The sequence below is a fragment of the Bradyrhizobium yuanmingense genome (assembly GCF_029167105.1).
Lineage (GTDB): Bacteria > Pseudomonadota > Alphaproteobacteria > Rhizobiales > Xanthobacteraceae > Bradyrhizobium > Bradyrhizobium yuanmingense_A.
Map to the genome: position 1 here is coordinate 1 of NZ_JARFML010000045.1, position 18,233 is coordinate 18,233.

Sequence of the window (18,233 nt, forward strand, 5' to 3'; positions counted from 1 at the left end):
TTGGCCCCGGCTCCCTTCGGCAGCCACCCCTCAATAAAACTCGGCTGCCCCGTCTGCTTCACTGCCATCGCTACCCTCCAAGGCTTTGCCCTAGGGAATCACAAATGGCGAATTACGCAACAGGCCCACAAGGGGAGAGGGAAACCGCCAGCCTCCGGCCACATCGACACACACTTGCCGCTGGATGACATCGCATCTCTCGTGAGATGATCGCCGCCGCGATCTCTTGTCGATGCCAGGGACATTTCAGGGCCATGATGACGCTGCGCCAGGTCGAAGTGATCCGTGCCGTGATGGTGACGGGCACCATCGGCGGTGCGGCGAAGCTGCTCAACGTCTCGGCGCCGGGGATCAGCCGCCTCGTCAAATACACCGAGCGCTCGCTCGGCATCCGCTTCTTCCAGCGCCAGAACGGGCGCTACTTCCCGACGCCGGAGGCCGAGAACATCTTCGAGCAGATCAACGGCGTCTACAAGAAGGTCGACGACCTCTCCGAGATCATCTCCAAGATCGGCCGCGGGGGCCTCTCGGAGCTGCGCATCGGCTCGGTGCCGAGCATCTCGCAGGTGATGGTGCCGCGCGCCATCGAGCGCGTCCGCCGCCGCTATCCCGATCTCGGCATCGACATCAACATCCTCAAGCTCGAGGAAGCCATCGACTACCTGATGCTCGGCCGCGGCGAGTGCGTGGCGATGAGCTATCGGCTCGAGCATTCCGGGCTCGACTTCATGCCGCTCGCCTCGGGCGAGCTCTATTGCATCGTTCCGCCCGGCCACGAGCTGTCCGGCCGCAAGCAGGTCTCCGCCGCCGAGATCACCCGCTATCCGCTGATCGGCATCGATCCCAACGACCCTTACGGCCGGATCATGGCCGGGATCTTCGCGCGCCATCGGCTCGACTACAACATCACCATCCGCGCGCGCTTCGGCACCACGGTCTGCGCGCTGGTGAAGGCGGGGCTCGGCATCGCCATCATCGACCAGTTCACCGTCGCCCATGGCGGCTATCCCGGCATCGAGCTCTTGAAGATCGCCGAGCCGACGCGGTTCGACACCTACATCGCGGTCAAGCGCGGCACGCCGCTGTCGCTGCATGCGGAGTACTTCATCGAGGCCCTGCGCACCGAGATGCGCGCGGTCGAGCCGTCCCGCGGCAGTGGCAAGACCGCCCCGGCACGCGGGCGGAAGAAATAACATGATGTTAGGTTTGCCAGATAAAAGGGTAATTGTGTTAGGCGGGGGAAAGGCTATCGTCGTAGCTGGAATTGCACGGATTTCCCCGCTAATGGCCGGGGCCGGACGCTCCCTTTGAGACGATAGCGAACCATGTCGAAACGCGGATACGCCGCCAGCAAGAAGCTCCTCACCGGCCTGATCGGCGCCCCGATCGCGCATTCCGCCTCGCCCGCCATGCATGAGCGCGCCGCCGAGGCGCTCGGCCTGCGCGGCCATTACCAGCTCATCGAGGTCGCCGGCGCCGATGCGGCCGGGCTGCGCATGATGCTCGAGGGCGTCCGGCGGCTCGGCTTTGCCGGCGTCAATGTCACCTACCCCTACAAGGAAGCTGTCGTGCCGCTGCTCGACGCGCTGGCGCCGGGCGCAGCCAGCATGGGCGCCGTCAACACCGTCGTCGTCAGGGATGGTCGGCTGACCGGCCACAACACCGACACCACGGGTTTCGCGCGGGCGGTGGGGCCGTTGCTGGCGCCCTCCGGCAACGCCATCGCCCTGATCGGCGCCGGCGGCGTCGGCAAGGCCATCGCGTTTGCGCTGGCGAGCCTGAAGGTTGCCGACATCCGCATTTTCGACAGCGAACCGGCGCGCGCCGAGAAACTGGCCGTCATGCTCGCCCCGCGCGGCGCCCGCGTCGCCGCCAGCGTCGAGGATGCGCTCGACGGCGCGACCGGTCTCGTCAACGGCACGCCGGTCGGCATGCTGCCGAACCGTGACACGCCGGTGCCGGCGGGACTGCTCAGGGCGGACCTATGGGTCGCCGACGCCGTCTATTCGCCGCTGATCACGCCGCTGCTGGCCGCAGCGCGAGACAAAGGCGCGAAGATCATGACCGGCCGCGACCTCGCGATCTACCAGGCCGCCGACGCCTTCGAATTGTTCACAGGCCTTGCCCCATCCACCGAGATCATGGGAGAGGCTTTCGACGCCGTGATGGCAGCGCGCAGCGCCGCCTATCAGGCAGCTTGAGGCGAAGCGGCCGGATACAAGGCCGCTTGCAAGATTTGAAACGGGAGGAGAGGACGATGAAATCAACGCTAGTGGTGGGCGCATTGCTCACCGTCATGACCGCAACGGGCGCCTTTGCCCAGGCGATCAAGCTCGCCAACGTCGCGGAGCTCTCGGGCGGCGGCGCCACCGTCGGCACGAACTGGAAGAACGGCATCGACCTCGCGATCGAGGAGATCAACGCCAAGGGCGGCGTGCTCGGCCGCAAGCTCGAGGTCAGCCACGCCGACTCGCAGTCCAACCCCGGGGTGGCGCGCGCCCAGGTGCAGAAGGCACTCGACGCCGAGCCCTATGTGCTGCTCGGACCCGGCTATTCCGGCTCGGTGAAGGTGACCGCGCCGCTCGCGGCCGAAGCCGGCATCGCGCAGATCATGGGCGGCGAGGCCGCCGAGCTGACGCAGACCGGTAACAAGTTCCTGTTCCGCACCTCCTTCGGCCAGCAATCCTCAATGCCGAAGGTCGCAAAATACATCCACGACGAGATGAAGGCGAAGACCGTTGCGGTGGTCTGGGTCAACAACGATTTCGGCCGCGGTGGCCGCGACGTCGTGGTCAAGGAGCTCGACCGACTCGGCTCCAAGGTCGTCGCCGATCTCTCCACCGAGGCAGGCCAGGCCGACTTCGCCGCCGACGTCGGCAAGATCAAGGCCGCCAATCCCGATGCCGTGTTCGTCTATCTGAATGAGGAAGAGAGCGCGCGCATCCTGAAGGAGCTGAAGCGCCAGGGCGTCACCGCGCCGCTGATGGGCGAGACCACGCTGATCGGCCAGAAGGTGATCGAGCTCGCCGGCGATGCCGCCAACGGCGCGCGCGGCCATGTCGGCCTCACCACCGACGCGCCGGTCGATCTGGTCAAGGCGTTCCGCGAGAAGTTCTCCAAGAAGTACAATTACGTCCCCGACCATAACGGCCTGAAGGGCTATCTCGCCGTCTACATGGTGAAGGCCACCACGGAAAAGATGGGCAAGGTCGACCCGAAGAAGTTCGCCGACACGCTGCACGGCCTCACCATCAAGGCCGCGGACGAGCCGGGCATTTTGATGGACGTCACCTTCAGCGACACCGGCGACATCGACCGCCAGAGCTTCCTGGTCGAGGTGGTCGAAGGCAAGCAGGTGGTGAAGCAAGTGCTGCCCAAGGTGAAGTGAAGCGTGGCTCTTCTCCCGCGCCCCGCTCTTCGCGGGGAGAGATCTTTCATCTCCCTCTCCCCGCCCCTTCGCGGGGAGAGGGCGGGGTGAGGGGCTGCTTCCGCGACGACGGTGACAATCGAGTACGCGGAGACAGCCCCTCACCCCAACCCTCTCCCCGTAAGTACGGGGAGAGGGAGAGGAAAGAGAGCGGGGAGAGGGAAGGAAAGAGGGGAACATGTCCAACCTATTCGATCTACTGGTCGCGGGGTTCGCCACCGGCGCCATCTACGCGCTGGTCGCGGTCGGATTCACATTGCTGTGGCAGACCTCGCAGACCATCAATTTCGCGCAAGGCGAGTTCGTGATGCTGCCGGCGTTCCTGATGCTGGCGACGATGCATGTGGGCGCGCCGTTCTGGCTCGCGATCATCCTCGGCATCCTCTTGTCGATCATCCTGCTCGGCCTCGCCTTCAAGATGCTGCTGGTGGACCCGATGATGCGCCATGGCGTGCTGCCGCTGGCGATCGCGACCATGGCGCTCGCGATCGGCATCAAGGAATCCGTCAAGCAGTTCTACAGCGCGGAAGCCTCGCCCTTCCCCTCGATCGTGCCGACCGGCGACGTCTCCATCCTCGGCCATGCGGTATCGCTGCAAAGCATCGGCGTGCTCGCGGTCGCCATCCTCGCCGTTCTCGGCCTGACCACGCTGCTCAGCCGCACCTCGCTCGGCCACCAGATGCAGGCGGCGGCGCAGAATCCGACGGTCGCCCGCATCATCGGCGTCCCGGTCGAGCGCATGATCCTGCTGACCTTCCTGATCAACGCCTTCCTGGTGGCGCTGGCCTCGCTGCTGATCACGCCGATCTATCTCGCAAAATTCTCGTCCGGCGAGGTGCTGGGCCAGGCCGCCTTCATCGCCGCGATCGTCGGCGGCTTCAACCAGGTGCGCGGCGCCATCGCCGGCGGCCTGCTGATCGGCGTGCTGGACAATCTCGCGGCGGCCTATGTCTCGACGCAGTACCGCGCCGCCGTGCCGATGCTGTTCCTGATCGCCGTCATCCTGTTCCGGCCGCAGGGCTTGCTCGGCCGTGCCGAGGAGCGCACCGTATGAGCGACTTCGCCAAACCCTTGAAGATCGCGCTCGGCCTTGCCATCGTCGCCGCGCTGATCGTCGTCCCCATGAACTTCAACCGCTACGGCCTGTTCATCCTCAGCCAATGGGCGGTGATGAGCATCGCCGCGATGGGGCTCAATCTCACGCTCGGCTATGCCGGCCAGGTCTCGCTGGCGCAAGGCGCCTTCGTCGGCATCGGCGCCTATGCGGCCGCGATCATGACCACGCATGGCTGGCCGCTGCCGGCGGCTATCCTGGTGGCGATCGTCTTGAGCTTTGCGATCGGCTGGGTGCTCGGCTATCCTGCACTGCGCGTGCAGCACCACTACCTCGCTTTCGTCACCCTCGCCTTTTCCACCCTCGCCTTCCTGGTGTTCCGCAACGAGAGCTGGCTGACCGGCGGCATCTACGGCATCTCCAACATTCCGCGTCCGCACATCTTCGGAATCGCGACCAACAAGCCGCTGCCCTTCTACTATGTCTGCCTCGGCTCGCTCGCGATCGTCTCGCTTGCGGTGTGGTGGCTGATCCGTTCGCCCTGGGGCCGTGCCTTCATGGCGCTCCGCGAGAATCCGTTGCGCGCGCAATCCCTCGGCGTCGATACCCGCCGCTACACGCTGATGGCCTTCGCGATCGGTTCGGGGCTCGGCGGCGTCGCCGGAGCGCTCTATGCGCCGCTGACGCAATATATCGATCCCGTGCCGTTCAACCTGTCGCTCTCGCTCGACCTCCTCTTGATGGTGATCGTCGGCGGCGCCGGCTTCTATTTCGGTCCGTTCCTGGGAGCGATGATCGCGGTGCTGCTGCCGGAATGGCTGCGCTTCACGGAAGGCTATTATCTGATGCTCTACGCCATCGCCGTGATGCTGCTGTTGATCTGGTCGCCGACCGGCATTCTCGGAATCCTCGACCGATATCTCGCCGAACGCCGCACCAAGGCGGCTTCCGCGCTGCGCGCCGTCGCAAAGTCGCGCCTGGAGACGGTGCAATGAGCGCGGTCCTCGAGGTCACCGACATCAAGAAGAGCTTTGGCGGCATCCACGCGGTCAACGGGGTCTCGTTCGACGTACGCGAGGGCGAGATCCTCGGCCTGATCGGGCCGAACGGCTGCGGCAAGTCCACGCTGTTCAACTGCATCCTCGGCCAGCTCACGCCGACCGGCGGCGAGGTCAAGCTCGACGGGCAGGTCGTCACGGGCCTGCGCCCTTCCGAGCTCAACAAGCTCGGGGTCAGCCGCACCTTCCAGCTGTTGCAGGTATTCCCAAAGCTCTCGGTGCGCGAGAACCTGATCCTCGCCGGACAGGAGCACCAGGGCAACATGGCCTCGCGCCTGGTCGGCCGCTCCGATGCCGGGCTGACGGAGGCCGCCAACCAGATGATCGGCTTCTTCAAGCTCGATCATCTCGCCGACGAGCCGGCTGGGGGTCTCTCCTATGGCCAGCAAAAACTGCTCGATGCCGCCATGGCCTTCATGGGCGGCTCGCGCCTGGTGCTGCTCGACGAGCCAGCCGGCGGCGTCAACCCGTCGATGCTGGCGGACCTCAAGGAACGCCTGGTCGCGATCAACCGCGAGAAGAACGCCACCTTCGTCGTGATCGAGCACAACATGGAGTTCGTGATGTCGCTGTGCTCGCGCGTGATGGTGATGGCGGAAGGCAAGGTGCTGGCGATGGGCCGGCCCGGTGAGGTGCGGAAAAACCCCGCCGTGATCGAAGCCTATCTCGGACATTAGGAGCGCGTAATGAGCGATCCCATTCTCTCGGTCCACAATCTCGTCGGCGGCTACGGCAAGATGACGATCTTGAACGGCACGACGTTTGCCGTTCCTTCAGCAACGATCACGACGATCATCGGTCCGAACGGCGCCGGCAAATCGACGGTGTTCAAGGCCATCTTCGGCCTGCTCAAACTGCGCGAAGGCAAGATCAGCTTCGCCGGCCGCGACGTCACCAATTTGAGCCAGCGCGCGCTGCTCAACGCCGGCATCTGCTACGTGCCGCAAGGCCGCAACATCTTTCCTGAGCTGTCGGTGCGCCACAACATCGAGCTCGGCGGCGTCGCCGCCGACAAGGGCCTCGACCTGCCCAAGCGGATCGAGGCGGCGCTCGACCTGTTTCCGGCATTGCGGCGCAAGTCCGCGCAGCAAGCCTCGACGTTGTCCGGCGGCGAGCAGAAGCAGCTCGAGATCGCCCGCTCGCTGCTGCTCGAGCCGAAGCTGGTGCTGGTCGACGAGCCTTCGATCGGCCTGTCACCGCTGATGGTGCAGCAGACCTTCGACATCCTCAAGAGCTTGCGCGATCGCGGCGTCACCATCCTGATGATCGAGCAGAACGCGCGCTCGGCGCTGGAGATCTCCGACATCGGCATCGTGCTGGAGCTTGGCCAGACCCGCATGGTCGATGACGCCAGGCGCATTCTGAACGATCCGCGCATCGGGCAGCTCTTCCTCGGCGGCGCCATGGAGGAGAGCGCGGCATGAGCGCGAAGATGCGGATCGCCGTGGCCGGCGCCGGCCTGATCGGCCGCCGCCATATCGAGTTGATCGAGTCCTCCCGGGATTGCGAGCTCGCCGGCATCGCGGACCCCTCGCCCGCCGCAAAGGACTATGCGCTGGCGCATGGCGTGCCCTGCTACGCGGACCATCGCGCGCTGCTGGCAGAAGAGAAGCCCGACGGCCTCGTCATTGCCTCGCCCAACACGCTGCACTTGCCGATGGCGCTCGACTGCGCCGAAGCCGGCATACCGGCTTTGATCGAGAAGCCGGTGACCGAGACGGTTGCCACCGCGCAGCGCCTGTGCGCGGCGGTGAGACGCACCGGCGTGCCGATGCTGGTCGGCCACCACCGGCGGCACAATCCGATCATCAAGTCGGCCCGCGCGGCCGTGACGAACGGAAAGCTCGGCCAGCTCACGGCCGTGGTCGGGCTGTGGCTCCTCAAGAAGCCCGACGATTATTTCGAAGTCGCCTGGCGGCGCGAGGCAGGCGGCGGGCCACTGCTGATCAATCTCATCCACGACATCGACAATCTCCGCTTTATCTGCGGTGAGATCGTCGAGGTGCAGGCGCTGACCTCGAACAAGGTGCGCGGCTTCGCCGTCGAAGACACCGCCGCGCTGCTGCTGCGCTTTGCGAGCGGCGCGCTGGGCACGGTGACCGTGTCGGATGCGACGCCGGCGCCGTGGAGCTGGGAACTCTCCTCGGGCGAGAACCCAGCCTATCCCAGGCAGGACCAGCCCTGCTACATCTTCGCAGGGACTGCAGGTTCGCTCTCCGTGCCGAACATGGAGCTGTGGTCATACACGGAGCAGCCCGGCTGGTACGCGCCGCTGTCGCGCGCGACCATCGCGCCGCCCGCGTTCGATCCGCTGGTCGAGCAGCTCCGGCATTTCTGCGCAATGATCTCCGGCCGCGAACAACCGCTGATCCCGGTCGAAGACGCGATGGGAACGCTTGCCGTCGTCGAAGCCGTCGGCGAGGCCGCGCGCACGGGGCAAACGATCTCGCCGGGGCAGATCATGGAGCAGGCCGCATGAACAAGCGCTCGATCGCCACCGTCTCCCTCTCCGGCAGCCTCGACGAAAAACTCCGCGCCATCGCCGCCGCCGGCTTCGATGCGGTCGAGATCTTCGAGAACGATCTGCTGTCGTTCGGCGCCGGCCCACGCGATATCGCGAAGATGTGCGCAGACCTCAATCTCGAGATCTGTGCGTTCCAGCCGTTCCGCGATTTCGAGGGCATGCCGGAGCCGCAGCGCGCGCGCAACTTCGCCCGCGCCGAGCGCAAGTTCGACCTGATGCAGGAGCTCGGCACCGATCTGTTGTTGATCTGCTCCAACGTCTCGCCCGCCGCGCTCGGCGGCATCGACCGCGCGGCTGACGATTTTCGCGAGCTTGGCGAGCGCGCCGCCAAACGTCGTTTGCGCGTCGGCTATGAGGCGCTGGCCTGGGGCCGCCACGTCAACGATTATCGCGACGCCTGGGAGATCGTGCGGCGCGCCGATCATCCCGCGATTGGCGTCATCCTCGACAGCTTTCATGCGCTGGCACCTGGCTTTCCGACCCGCGCCATGGCCTCGATCCCCGGCGACAAGATCTTTCTGGTGCAGCTCGCCGACGCGCCAAGGATCGAGCTCGACATCCTGTCGTTGAGCCGGCACTTCCGCTCCTTCCCCGGCCAGGGCGACCTTCCGGTCGGCGCGTTCATGGCGGCGATCGCGGCGACCGGCTACGCCGGACCGCTGTCGCTGGAGATCTTCAACGACCAGTTCCGCGCCGGCTCGGCCGCACAGACCGCAGTCGATGGCCTGCGCTCGCTGATCCTGCTGGAGGACCAGCTCGCACCGGACTGGCCGAATTTCGCCGGCAAGGCGCTGGCCCCGAAGGCGAAGAGCCGCGGCACCGGCTTCATCGAGTTTGCCGTCAACGAGAGCAAGGCCGCCGAGCTTGCCCGCCTGTTCTCACAGCTCGGCTTTCGCAAGACCGGCCAGCACCGCAGCAAGGCGGTGGAGCGCTGGTCGCAGGGCAAGGTCGAGCTCGTCGTCAATTGCGAGACCGACGGCTTTGCGCATTCGCACTATGTCACCCACGGGCCCGGCGTCTGCGCCATCGCGCTCGACGTCGACGACGCCGACCGCGCCATGCAGCGTGCCGAGACGCTGAAGGCGCGCACCTTCTACCAGCCGGTCGGGCCGGGCGAGCTCGAGATTCCCGCGATCCATGGCGTCGGCGGCAGCCTGCTCTATTTTCTCGACCAGGCCGGCAAGAACTGGGACACCGATTTCGAGCCTGTTGCAAGCGACGCCAGCGCCGATGCGCTGGTCGCCGTCGATCACATCGCGCAGTCGATGCCCTATGACGAGATGCTGACTTGGCTGTTGTTCTACACCGGCATTCTCGATCTGAAGCGCCTGCCGCAGATGGAGATCGCCGACCCCAGGGGCCTCGTGCAGAGTCAGGCCATCGTCAACGCCGACCAGAGCCTGCGCTTCGTGCTCAACGGCTCCTCCGCCAACCGCACCCTGCCGGCACGCTTCATCTCGGAGTTCTTCGGCTCGGGCGTGCAGCACGTCGCCTTCGCTTGTCAGGACATTTTTGCGGCGGTCGCGGCGATGCGCCGGCGCGGCGCGGACTTCCTGGATATCCCCGACAATTACTACGACGACATCGAAGCCAAATACGATCTTGGGCCCGAGCTGATGGCGCAGCTGCGCGCCAACCACATCCTCTACGACCGCGAAGGCGACGGCGAGTTCTTCCAGGTCTACACCCACATCTTCGACGAGCGCTTCTTCTTCGAGATCGTCGAGCGCAGGAATTATCAGGGTTTTGGCGCGGCCAACGCCGGCATCAGGCTGGCAGCGCAAGCGCGCGAGGTACGCCCGGCAAGCATGCCGAGGGTGTAGGACACTCTCTCCACGCCGTCATTGCGAGGAGCTCTTGCGACGAAGCAATCCAGAATCTCTCCGCGGACAGATTCTGGATTGCTTCGCTGCGCTCGCAATGACGGAGGAGATAGCTAGGAGGCCCTCTCCCCGTAAGAACGGGGAGAGGGAGAGGCAAAGCCTCACTTCATCTTGCACTTCTCGTGGAAGCGATCCTGGTCGTTCTCGACGATGGTGGCGACGGTCTTCAGGGCGAGCTGGCCTTCGGAATCCTTGACCACGTCCTGCAGGTAGAAGTTCTGGATCGGGATGTGGTTGTTGCCGAACTTGAACGCGCCGCGCACCGACTTGAAGTTGGCCTTCTCCATCTCGGCCTTCATCTCGTCCTTCTTGGAGGTGTCACCCTTCACGGCGTCGACGGCGCTGTTGATCAGGTTCGCGGCGTCATAGGACTGCGCGCCGTAGAAGGTCGGGCGCAGGCCGGGATACTTCTTGCGGTAGTCGGCGACGAAGCGCTTGTTCTGCTCGTTGGGGAGGTCGTTGACCCATTGCTGCGCGCCGGGCACTCCGAGCGCATTCTCCTTCTGGAGCGGCAGCGAGAGCTCGTCGATGGTGAAGGCGGTGTAGAGCGGCATCGTGCTCTTCAGCCCCGCCTGCGCATATTGGTTGAGGAATTGCACGCCCGCAGCACCCGGGTAGAACACGAAGATCGACTCGGCGCCGGAGGCACGCGCCTTGGAGAGCTCGGCGGAGAAGTCGAGCTGGCTCGGCCACACCGTGTATTCCTCACCCACGACCTGACCCTTGAAGGTGCTCTTGACGCCGGCCAGCATGTCCTTGCCGGCGGCATAGTTCGGGCCGATCAGGAACACCGACTTGACACCCTTCTGGTTCATATAGGTGCCGACCGCCTGCGGGGTCTGGTCGTTCTGCCAGGAGGTCGAGAACACGTAAGGCGAGCACAGCTCGCCCGCGAGCTGCGACGGCCCAGCATTGGCAGAGATCAGGAAGGTCTTCGAATCGACCGCGGTCTTGAGCGAAGCGAGCAGCACGTTCGACCAGATATAGCCGACGATGAAGTCGACCTTGTCCGACTGCACCAGCTTCTCGGTCTTCTGCTTGCCGACGTCGGGCTTCTGCCCGTCGTCCTCGTAGATCACCTCCACCGGCTTGCCGCCCATCTTGCGGCCGAGATGATCGAGCGCGAGCTCGAAGGAATTGCGCATGTCGTTGCCGATCACGGCGGTCGGGCCGCTGAAAGTGGAGACGAAGCCGATCTTGATGGTGTCTCCGGCGAATGCCTGATTTGCCAGCACCAGCGCCGCTGCGCCCGCCAGCCAGAATGCCGTCCTCATAACGCTCCCTCCTTAATTATCGGTCCTGGAAGCGGGGTGATCGCCGCTCCAGGCCTGTCTCTATTGAACGCAAAATCTGTCGCGCCGCCAATGGCTCAGCGCCCGCCCTGCACCATATTTCGCTCCGATTGGAGATGGCAAGAATTATAATTCTACTCACTTGGACGGAGGCCGCGGCGCTTTTTCGCGTCGGATCGATACATCAGGCCTATGCGACGATTGATGACCTCTATTGGACCGCGGCGCCCAATCCGCACTTAAATGGAGAAGCGCAGCAGCGAGATTCGAGGGTTAAATCATGGCCGCAAATCCCCATCGCGTCGTCATCGTCGGCGCCGGCTTCGGCGGGCTGGAGGCGACTTACCGGCTTGCGGGCGCTCCCGTCGAGATCACGCTGATCGACCGCCGCAATCATCATCTGTTCCAGCCCCTGCTCTACCAGGTCGCGACCGCCTCGCTCGCAACCAGCGAGATCGCCTGGCCGATACGTCATCTCATGCGCGACCGGCGCGAGGTGACGACGCTGTTCGCCACCGTGAGCGGCGTCGATACCGAGCGACGCTGCGTGCTGATCGACGACGGCAGCGAGGTGCCCTATGACACGCTGGTGCTGGCCACCGGCGCGCGGCACGCCTATTTCGGCCACGATGAATGGGAGCAGTTCGCGCCCGGCCTGAAGACGCTGGAGGATGCGACCACCTTGCGCCGGCACATCCTGGTGGCGTTCGAGCGCGCCGAGCGCGAGACCGATCCGAAGCGGCGCGCGGCGCGGTTGACCTTCGTGATCGTCGGCGCCGGCCCGACCGGCGTCGAGCTCGCCGGCACCATCGCCGAGATGGCGCATCACACTCTGCCCGCCGACTTCCGCAACATCGACACGCACAAGGCCCGCGTCGTGCTGATCGAGGCGGGCCCGCGCGTGCTCGCCGGCTTTCCCGACGAGCTCTCGGCCTACGCCCAAGCCTCGCTGGAAAAGATCGGCGTCGAGGTCGTGCTCGGGCAGGCCGTGACCGAGATTAACCGCGAGGGCGTCGTGTTCGGCGGCAAGCTGCTCGAGGCCAAGACGCGGATCTGGGCGGCCGGCGTGCGCGCCTCGCCCGCCGCCGAATGGCTGGGCGCGCCCAGCGATCGCGCCGGGCGCGTGCTGGTCGAGGCCGACCTCACCATATCAGGCCATCCCGAGATCTTCGCGATCGGAGATACCGTCAGCATCAACGCTTGGGACGACAAGCCGGTGCCCGGCATCGCGCCGGCCGCCAAGCAGCAGGGCCGTTACGTCGCCGAGACCGTCAAGGCACGCCTGCGCGGCGCCGCAACGGGTCCGTTCCGCTACAAGCATGCCGGCAACCTCGCGCAGATCGGCAAGCGGCTCGCGATCATCGATTTCGGCAGGATCAAGCTGCGGGGCACCATCGCCTGGTGGATCTGGGGCATCGCCCACATCTACTTCCTGATCGGCCTGCGCCACCGCCTCAGCGTCGCGCTGAGCTGGCTCTGGATCTACGCCCGGGACCAGCGCGCGGCGCGGCTGATCACGCAGGGGTCGAGCAAGGTGGTGTAACGATGCTCTCGTGTCCCGGACGCGGCGCGGCATGAAATGACGCTTCGCGCTGCACCGCGTCGGGGGCATGAGACCGCCCGTACGCAACGAGCAACGAGCTACGGCGCCTTGCAAACGAAATTCGCGGCGTCCTCGCTGTCGCCCTGGCCGGCATACGCGGCGTAGCTCGGATACGGGCAGAGCGGCCGCGTCCGGCCTGGGCTCCAGGACGCGGGGACTTCCTTGTTGGCGGGACTGGCCGACGCGATGATGCGGTCGGGCGCCTTGCCGTTCTCCACCCAGTCGGTCAGCGCAGCCAGCGCATCGAACTTGTCCAGGGTGACGCCGCCACCGCAATGGGTTTCGCCGGGAATCGTGAACAGGCGCGCGACGCTGTTGGCGTGGCCCTGCAGGTTCTTGTTGAGGCGGTCGTACCAGCGGATGGTGTTGTTCACCGAGAACACCGGATCGGCCTGGCCGTGATAGATCAGCATCTTGCCGCCGGATTTCTGGAGCGATGCGAGCTTGGGATCGTCCACGTCGGGCGGCGTCATGAAGTCCATGGCCGATTCCGTGAAGGTTGCGTCCTTGGCGAAAATCTTCGGCGCGTCCTTGTCGAAGTCATAGGCCTTGAGGGCCTCAACCAGCTTCTCGTTGCTGCCTTCCACCACGACTGGCGGTGTCGAGAAGATGTAGTTCAGCGACGCTGCGCCCATGGTTGCGATGATCGGATAGTTATTCCAGGGCGCGATCGGGCTCTCGACCTTCCAGGTGCGCCAATTGCCCGTGCCGATGCCGCCATCGAGTGGCCAGTCGGAATAGAGCGCCTCACCTTTCGAATTCTTCGGTCCGGCGAGGCTCATCTTCAGGGCATCGACCTTGGCCTCGGACAAGCAAACGCTGTTCTGCCCCGGCGCGCAGACCAGGCTCTTGAGATCGAACGCCTTCTGACAGGCGGCGAGATTGGCGGTCAGCCCGTCCTTGACGCCGTCGAGCGCATCGCAGGCCTCCGTAATGCGCGAGGAAACGAGCTGAGCGTCCTCCTTGGTAATGGACTTGCGCAGATCGGGATCGACTTTCAGGAAGGCCTGCACGTCCCATGCGTGCTGGATCGCCGCGCGCGGCAGGTCGAAGCCGGGATTGCCGACGAGGAAGCCGTCGTAGTTTTCCGGCATGCGCGACGCCGCCACCATGGCGTGGCGCCCGCCGTTGGAGCATCCCGCCATATAGGAGCGATCCGGCTTGCGCCCATAATGCAGGGCAATGATTTGTTTTGCGACCGGCGACAGCGTCACGTCGGCGGCATAGCCATAGTCGCGCCGCGCCTGCGGATCGAGGCCAAACGCCGCGCCGGCCGTCAGGCCCAGCGATTTGTTCGCGGGGTCCGAGCCGGAATGACCACTGTCCGACGACAGCACGGCATAGCCGCGTGCCAGTGGCACTGTGCCGGCGAAGGCCAACCCCTCTGGCAGGCTGCCAAGCGCGGGCACGATCACGCCGTCATTGCCGCCATTGACCTGATGCAGGAAGCGGCCGTTCCACTCGGCCGGCAAACGCATTTCGAACCCGATTGCATAGGATTTCCCATCGACGCCGGTGCGCCGGTTGGCAAAGCCCGTCACGATGCAATGCTTGGGGAGACCGTTGGCGGCGTCCTGCGTTTTCGACCCGGTGATCTCGACACCCGAGGTGCCGAGCGAAGCGGTGGTGACCGGCGAGCAGCCCTCGTCGGCGCGAGCCAGCGCGGTCGATCCCAGAAGCGCGGCCAGCGCGGCCGTTGACATCAAGCCAGCCCTCACGGCGGTCCTCCCTATTTAGTTATATCTTATAATTATTACCTCCATTTCTTAGTTTGGCAAGTGCCGCCGCACGGCATCGGAGGTTACTTCACCAGCTCGCATCCGCCTTCCGCCAGCGGGCGGAACGCCTGATCGGCGGGAATGGTCGAGACCAGCCTGTAATAGTCGTACGGATATTTCGACTCCTCCGGCTTCTTCACCTCGAACAGGTACATCGGGTGGATGACGCGACCGTCCTGGCGGATTGTGGTGTCGCCGAACAGCTTGTCCTTGCCCCTGAACTTCTTCATCTCGGGCACGACCTGCTTGGCATTGTCGCTGCCGGTGGCCGCGACCGCGTTGAGATAAGCGAGCGTGGAGGCATAGACCCCGGCCTGATTGCCGCTCGGCATCTTGCCGTTCATGCCGGGCCGTGCAGCAAAGCGCTTGGCGAACGCGCGGGTATCATCGTTCATGTCCCAGTAGAAGGCTTCCATGAGCTGGAGGCCCTGCGCGACCTTGATGCCCATGCCGTGAACGTCGTTGATGAAGAGCAGGAAGGCGACGAGCTTCTGCCCACTCTGCTGGATGCCGAATTCGGCGGCTTGCTTCACCGCGTTGATGGTGTCGCCGCCCGCATTGGCAAGGCCGATCACCTGCGCTTTCGAACTCTGGGCCTGCAGCAGGAAGGAGGCGAAATCGGAGGTGCCGAGCGGATGCTTGGAGGAGCCCAGCACCTTGCCGCCGTGTCCCTCGATGTATTTCTGTGCCTCCGCCTCGATGCCCTTGCCGAGCGCGTAATCGACCGTGAGGAAATACCAGTCCTTGCCGCCGCGCGACATCATCGCCGCAGCGGTGGTGTTGCCGGTCGCCCAGGCGTCGTTGACCCATTGGATGGTGTTGGGCGAGCAGGCCTTGCCGGTGAGATCCGAGCTCGCGGTCGAGGACGCCAGGAAGGTCATGCGGCTGTCGCGCAGCAGCGCGTTGATCGAGAGCCCGACGGCCGAGTTCGGCACGTCGACGATGGCGTCGACGCCCTCGACGTCGAGCCATTTGCGCGCGATCGCGTTGCCGACATCGGCCTTGTTCTGGTGATCGGCATAGACGATCTCCACCTTGATGCCCTTAGCCCCGCCGTTGAAATCCTCCGCCGCCATGCGCGCGGCCTCGACCGAGCCCATGCCGTTGGTGTCCTGGAAGATGCCGGAGATGTCGTTGAGCACGCCGATGCGCACGACATTGTCGGATATCTCGGCGCTCGCCGCGCCGGTCACCAGGCTCGCCGCCAGTGCGAGCGTCCACTTCAGATGCTTCATCATTCCCTCCCCTGTTTGATTGATTGCCGGTCTTTGCCGGCGCATTTGAGAAAAATCAGACCTGCCGCTCGGGCAGTCTCAGCACGAGGCCGTCGAGCTCGGGCGTGATCTTGATCTGGCAGGACAGCCGGCTGTTCGGCCGCCGCTCAGCGGCTGTACCGTCGAGCAGTGCGTCCTCGTCATCCGCCATGTCGGGCAGACGCCTGAGCCAGCTCTCGTCGACATAGACATGACAGGTCGCGCACATGGCATTGCCGCCGCATTCGGCCAGGATACCGTCGAGGCCGTGGCGCGTTGCCGCCTGCATCGCGCTCTCGCCGCCTGAAGTCTCGACGCGATTGGACTTGCCATCGGCATGGATGAAGATGATGTCGGGCATCAAGACTCCTCGTCAGGCGGGGGTGATGGTGACCGGCAGGCTGTCGAGCCCGCGCAGCGTGTTGTTGAAACGGCGCTTCGGCTCGCCCGTGATCTCGATTCTCGCGATGCGGCGCGCCAGCGCCGTCAGCATCACCTCGCCCTCGAGGCGGGCGACGAGCTGGCCGACGCACATGTGGATGCCCGAGCCGAAGCCGACATGGCCGGAGGCGCGGCGGGTGATGTCGTAGCTGTCGGGCTTGTCCCAGCGCCGCGGATCGCGGTTGGCGGCCGCAAGGAACATCAGCACTTTCTCACCCTCACCGATTTTCGCACCTGAGAGTTCGACCTCCCGCGTCGTGGTGCGGAAGAAGGTCTGCACCGGGCTCTCGAAGCGAACGGCCTCCTCGAAGGCACCGCGCGCGAGCGTGAGGTCGTCGCGCAGCCGCTGCCATTGGTCGGGAAAGCGCGCGAGGCAATACACGGCAGCGCCAATGCCGTTGACTGTCGTGTCGAGACCGGCCGACAGCAGCGAGCGCACCAGCAGCGGCGCTTCGACGGCCGTGATGGCGCCCTCTTCGACCTGCGCATGAATGCAGGCTCCGAAGCCGCCGGGTGCCAGGTTCTCGCGCTGGCATTGCTCGGCAACATAGGCCTGATGCGGCGCCGATCGTTCGATCGCTTCCTGGCGCAACCGGTTGGGCGGGCCGAAGGCGTTGAAGACGACGCTGGCATAAGGGATCAGATGCTCGCGCCCCTCCGGCATCAGGCCGAGCGCATCGGGGAAAATCGACAGCGGATAGGCCTCGGCAAGGTCGGTGATCGCGTCGAAGCTGCGCTGGTCGAGCAGCGCGTCGACCCGCTCCTCCGCCGCCGCCGCGAAACGGTCGCGCACCTGCTTCATCACCGTCGGCGACAGCACCTTTGACAGGACCGCGCGGGTGCGGGTGTGCGCGGGCGGATCGGCCTCCAGGATCAGGCTCGGCGGCCGCCACGGCGTTTCCTTCTTGAAATCGGACAGACCGACGCCGCGGCTGGAGCAGAAGGTTGCGGGATCGTTCAGCACGGCGTGGACCTCGGCATAGCGCGCCACGCCATAGACGCTCCACTTGTCGAGATAGACCACGGGGGCGGCTTCCCGCAGCAGCTCATGCGCCGGATAGGGGTCGGCAAGAAAGCTCATGTCGAAGGGGTCGACGTCGAGATGCGGGACACCCGATCCCGCGCAGCCGGATGCGGTCATGGAAGACCTCCCTCATTTTGATCTTGTGAAAGGACGACGCATGCCCTTAGGTCTTTGGGCCCGCCGCTAAACAGAAACCCGATATGCCGCCGTCCTCGACCAAAGCCCGCCACAAGCCCGCGCCCCATGATGCAGGGCCGACGCTCGATCTCGACCGTTACGTCCCGGCGTTCATCACCTTCATCGCCAACAAGCTGTCGAACAGCGCGACCGCGTTCTATCAGAAGCAATTCGGCGTCAACGTCACGGAATGGCGGATCATGTCGCTGCTGGCGATCGAACCCGGCATCCCGGCCTCGCGCATCTGCCACGTCATCGGCTTCGACAAGGGGCCGGTGAGCCGGACCCTGGCAGGGCTGGAAAAGCGTGGGCTGGTGTCGATCCGCACCGACCCGAACGACGGCCGCACCCACTCGATCTCGTTGACGGCAAGGGGCCGCGCCACCCATGACAAGGTGATCGTGGCCGCGTTCGAACGCGAGCGGCGGCTGTTGTCCTGCCTCAGTAAGGACGAACGCGAGGTGCTGATCGATCTCTTGCGCCGGCTGCACGAAAATCTCGGCGCAGTGACCGGCAGCATCGACACCTGACGGGTCGCGCGCGGCGCGCAAGCTCCCGTCACTCCCGATCATGCGCCGGCATTTGCCGACGGCACCCCTTCTGCCGCGCATTGCTTCCTCCAGAAAAGAACGCGGCGGTTCGCCCGCCGTCATCTCTGTCTGGAACGGTTCGCACAAATTAGTTGCCTAGGCAACAAAAGAATCGGCAAGATAATGCGG

At 65.1% G+C, this 18,233-nt stretch carries 16 protein-coding genes; 11 read left to right on the forward strand and 5 right to left on the reverse strand.

Features of this window, described 5'->3' with window-relative positions:
* Window positions 1-254: 254 nt before the first annotated feature.
* From P0R31_RS35890 to P0R31_RS35930, 9 genes are all read left to right on the forward strand, one after another.
* A complete protein-coding gene (locus tag P0R31_RS35890; RefSeq protein ID WP_225128458.1) occupies window positions 255-1,193 on the forward strand; it encodes a LysR family transcriptional regulator in 939 nt (312 codons plus the stop codon).
* Window positions 1,194-1,325: 132 nt separating this feature from the next.
* Window positions 1,326-2,201: a shikimate dehydrogenase gene (locus P0R31_RS35895; protein WP_275519538.1), complete on the forward strand. Its 876-nt coding sequence runs from the start codon at window positions 1,326-1,328 to the stop codon at window positions 2,199-2,201.
* A gap of 56 nt (window positions 2,202-2,257) precedes the next feature.
* Complete coding sequence (locus tag P0R31_RS35900; protein WP_036001805.1) at window positions 2,258-3,388, forward strand: ABC transporter substrate-binding protein; 1,131 nt, start codon at window positions 2,258-2,260, stop codon at window positions 3,386-3,388.
* A 217-nt stretch (window positions 3,389-3,605) separates the two neighbouring features.
* The gene (locus P0R31_RS35905; RefSeq protein WP_275519540.1) at window positions 3,606-4,481 is read left to right on the forward strand and encodes a branched-chain amino acid ABC transporter permease; all 876 of its coding nucleotides are present in this window, start codon (window positions 3,606-3,608) and stop codon (window positions 4,479-4,481) included.
* Window positions 4,478-5,476, forward strand: coding sequence for a branched-chain amino acid ABC transporter permease (locus P0R31_RS35910; RefSeq protein ID WP_275519542.1), 999 nt, complete (start codon window positions 4,478-4,480; stop codon window positions 5,474-5,476). The genes P0R31_RS35905 and P0R31_RS35910 overlap by 4 nt, the downstream gene beginning before the upstream one ends.
* Window positions 5,473-6,216: an ABC transporter ATP-binding protein gene (locus P0R31_RS35915; RefSeq protein ID WP_275519544.1), complete on the forward strand. Its 744-nt coding sequence runs from the start codon at window positions 5,473-5,475 to the stop codon at window positions 6,214-6,216. The genes P0R31_RS35910 and P0R31_RS35915 overlap by 4 nt, the downstream gene beginning before the upstream one ends.
* A 9-nt stretch (window positions 6,217-6,225) precedes the next feature.
* Window positions 6,226-6,963 (forward strand): ABC transporter ATP-binding protein, encoded by a 738-nt coding sequence (locus P0R31_RS35920; protein ID WP_036020339.1) that lies wholly within the window; start codon window positions 6,226-6,228, stop codon window positions 6,961-6,963.
* Window positions 6,960-8,018: a Gfo/Idh/MocA family protein gene (locus P0R31_RS35925; protein WP_275519546.1), complete on the forward strand. Its 1,059-nt coding sequence runs from the start codon at window positions 6,960-6,962 to the stop codon at window positions 8,016-8,018. The genes P0R31_RS35920 and P0R31_RS35925 overlap by 4 nt, the downstream gene beginning before the upstream one ends.
* Window positions 8,015-9,886: a bifunctional sugar phosphate isomerase/epimerase/4-hydroxyphenylpyruvate dioxygenase family protein gene (locus P0R31_RS35930; RefSeq protein ID WP_275519548.1), complete on the forward strand. Its 1,872-nt coding sequence runs from the start codon at window positions 8,015-8,017 to the stop codon at window positions 9,884-9,886. The genes P0R31_RS35925 and P0R31_RS35930 overlap by 4 nt, the downstream gene beginning before the upstream one ends.
* A 161-nt stretch (window positions 9,887-10,047) precedes the next feature.
* On the opposite strand, the gene P0R31_RS35935 is transcribed toward P0R31_RS35930, so the two are convergent.
* Window positions 10,048-11,220 carry an ABC transporter substrate-binding protein gene (locus P0R31_RS35935; RefSeq protein ID WP_275519550.1) on the reverse strand — a complete coding sequence of 391 codons (1,173 nt, stop codon included), beginning with the start codon at window positions 11,218-11,220 and terminating at the stop codon, window positions 10,048-10,050.
* Between the two features lie 298 nt (window positions 11,221-11,518).
* Between P0R31_RS35935 and P0R31_RS35940 the strand changes: the two genes are divergently transcribed.
* Complete coding sequence (locus P0R31_RS35940) at window positions 11,519-12,781, forward strand: NAD(P)/FAD-dependent oxidoreductase (protein WP_275519552.1); 1,263 nt, start codon at window positions 11,519-11,521, stop codon at window positions 12,779-12,781.
* A gap of 98 nt (window positions 12,782-12,879) precedes the next feature.
* Here the strand turns inward: P0R31_RS35940 and P0R31_RS35945 are convergent, their stop codons facing one another.
* The 4 genes from P0R31_RS35945 to P0R31_RS35960 form a co-directional block, all read right to left on the reverse strand.
* Window positions 12,880-14,544 carry a tannase/feruloyl esterase family alpha/beta hydrolase gene (locus tag P0R31_RS35945; protein ID WP_275519618.1) on the reverse strand — a complete coding sequence of 555 codons (1,665 nt, stop codon included), beginning with the start codon at window positions 14,542-14,544 and terminating at the stop codon, window positions 12,880-12,882.
* A 98-nt stretch (window positions 14,545-14,642) separates the two neighbouring features.
* Window positions 14,643-15,854, reverse strand: a complete 1,212-nt coding sequence (locus P0R31_RS35950; RefSeq protein WP_275519554.1) for an ABC transporter substrate-binding protein — start codon at window positions 15,852-15,854, stop codon at window positions 14,643-14,645.
* Window positions 15,855-15,909: 55 nt separating this feature from the next.
* Entirely contained in the window at window positions 15,910-16,233 is a 324-nt protein-coding gene (locus P0R31_RS35955) for a 2Fe-2S iron-sulfur cluster-binding protein (protein ID WP_275519556.1), read from the reverse strand.
* 12 nt (window positions 16,234-16,245) lie between these two features.
* Window positions 16,246-17,454 (reverse strand): cytochrome P450, encoded by a 1,209-nt coding sequence (locus P0R31_RS35960; protein ID WP_275519558.1) that lies wholly within the window; start codon window positions 17,452-17,454, stop codon window positions 16,246-16,248.
* Between the two features lie 83 nt (window positions 17,455-17,537).
* Here P0R31_RS35960 and P0R31_RS35965 point away from each other — a divergent pair, with 83 nt between their 5' ends.
* Window positions 17,538-18,044 carry a MarR family winged helix-turn-helix transcriptional regulator gene (locus P0R31_RS35965; RefSeq protein ID WP_275519560.1) on the forward strand — a complete coding sequence of 169 codons (507 nt, stop codon included), beginning with the start codon at window positions 17,538-17,540 and terminating at the stop codon, window positions 18,042-18,044.
* Window positions 18,045-18,233: the final 189 nt, after the last annotated feature.

What these genes read in the sequence shown, in the direction of transcription:
- P0R31_RS35890 (WP_225128458.1), top strand. Translation starts at nt 255, where the DNA reads ATGATGACGCTGCGCCAGGTCGAAGTGATCCGTGCCGTGATGGTGACG.
- P0R31_RS35895 (WP_275519538.1), top strand. Translation starts at nt 1,326, where the DNA reads ATGTCGAAACGCGGATACGCCGCCAGCAAGAAGCTCCTCACCGGCCTG.
- P0R31_RS35900 (WP_036001805.1), top strand. Translation starts at nt 2,258, where the DNA reads ATGAAATCAACGCTAGTGGTGGGCGCATTGCTCACCGTCATGACCGCA.
- P0R31_RS35905 (WP_275519540.1), top strand. Translation starts at nt 3,606, where the DNA reads ATGTCCAACCTATTCGATCTACTGGTCGCGGGGTTCGCCACCGGCGCC.
- P0R31_RS35910 (WP_275519542.1), top strand. Translation starts at nt 4,478, where the DNA reads ATGAGCGACTTCGCCAAACCCTTGAAGATCGCGCTCGGCCTTGCCATC.
- P0R31_RS35915 (WP_275519544.1), top strand. Translation starts at nt 5,473, where the DNA reads ATGAGCGCGGTCCTCGAGGTCACCGACATCAAGAAGAGCTTTGGCGGC.
- P0R31_RS35920 (WP_036020339.1), top strand. Translation starts at nt 6,226, where the DNA reads ATGAGCGATCCCATTCTCTCGGTCCACAATCTCGTCGGCGGCTACGGC.
- P0R31_RS35925 (WP_275519546.1), top strand. Translation starts at nt 6,960, where the DNA reads ATGAGCGCGAAGATGCGGATCGCCGTGGCCGGCGCCGGCCTGATCGGC.
- P0R31_RS35930 (WP_275519548.1), top strand. Translation starts at nt 8,015, where the DNA reads ATGAACAAGCGCTCGATCGCCACCGTCTCCCTCTCCGGCAGCCTCGAC.
- P0R31_RS35935 (WP_275519550.1), bottom strand. Translation starts at nt 11,220, where the DNA reads ATGAGGACGGCATTCTGGCTGGCGGGCGCAGCGGCGCTGGTGCTGGCA.
- P0R31_RS35940 (WP_275519552.1), top strand. Translation starts at nt 11,519, where the DNA reads ATGGCCGCAAATCCCCATCGCGTCGTCATCGTCGGCGCCGGCTTCGGC.
- P0R31_RS35945 (WP_275519618.1), bottom strand. Translation starts at nt 14,544, where the DNA reads ATGTCAACGGCCGCGCTGGCCGCGCTTCTGGGATCGACCGCGCTGGCT.
- P0R31_RS35950 (WP_275519554.1), bottom strand. Translation starts at nt 15,854, where the DNA reads ATGAAGCATCTGAAGTGGACGCTCGCACTGGCGGCGAGCCTGGTGACC.
- P0R31_RS35955 (WP_275519556.1), bottom strand. Translation starts at nt 16,233, where the DNA reads ATGCCCGACATCATCTTCATCCATGCCGATGGCAAGTCCAATCGCGTC.
- P0R31_RS35960 (WP_275519558.1), bottom strand. Translation starts at nt 17,454, where the DNA reads ATGACCGCATCCGGCTGCGCGGGATCGGGTGTCCCGCATCTCGACGTC.
- P0R31_RS35965 (WP_275519560.1), top strand. Translation starts at nt 17,538, where the DNA reads ATGCCGCCGTCCTCGACCAAAGCCCGCCACAAGCCCGCGCCCCATGAT.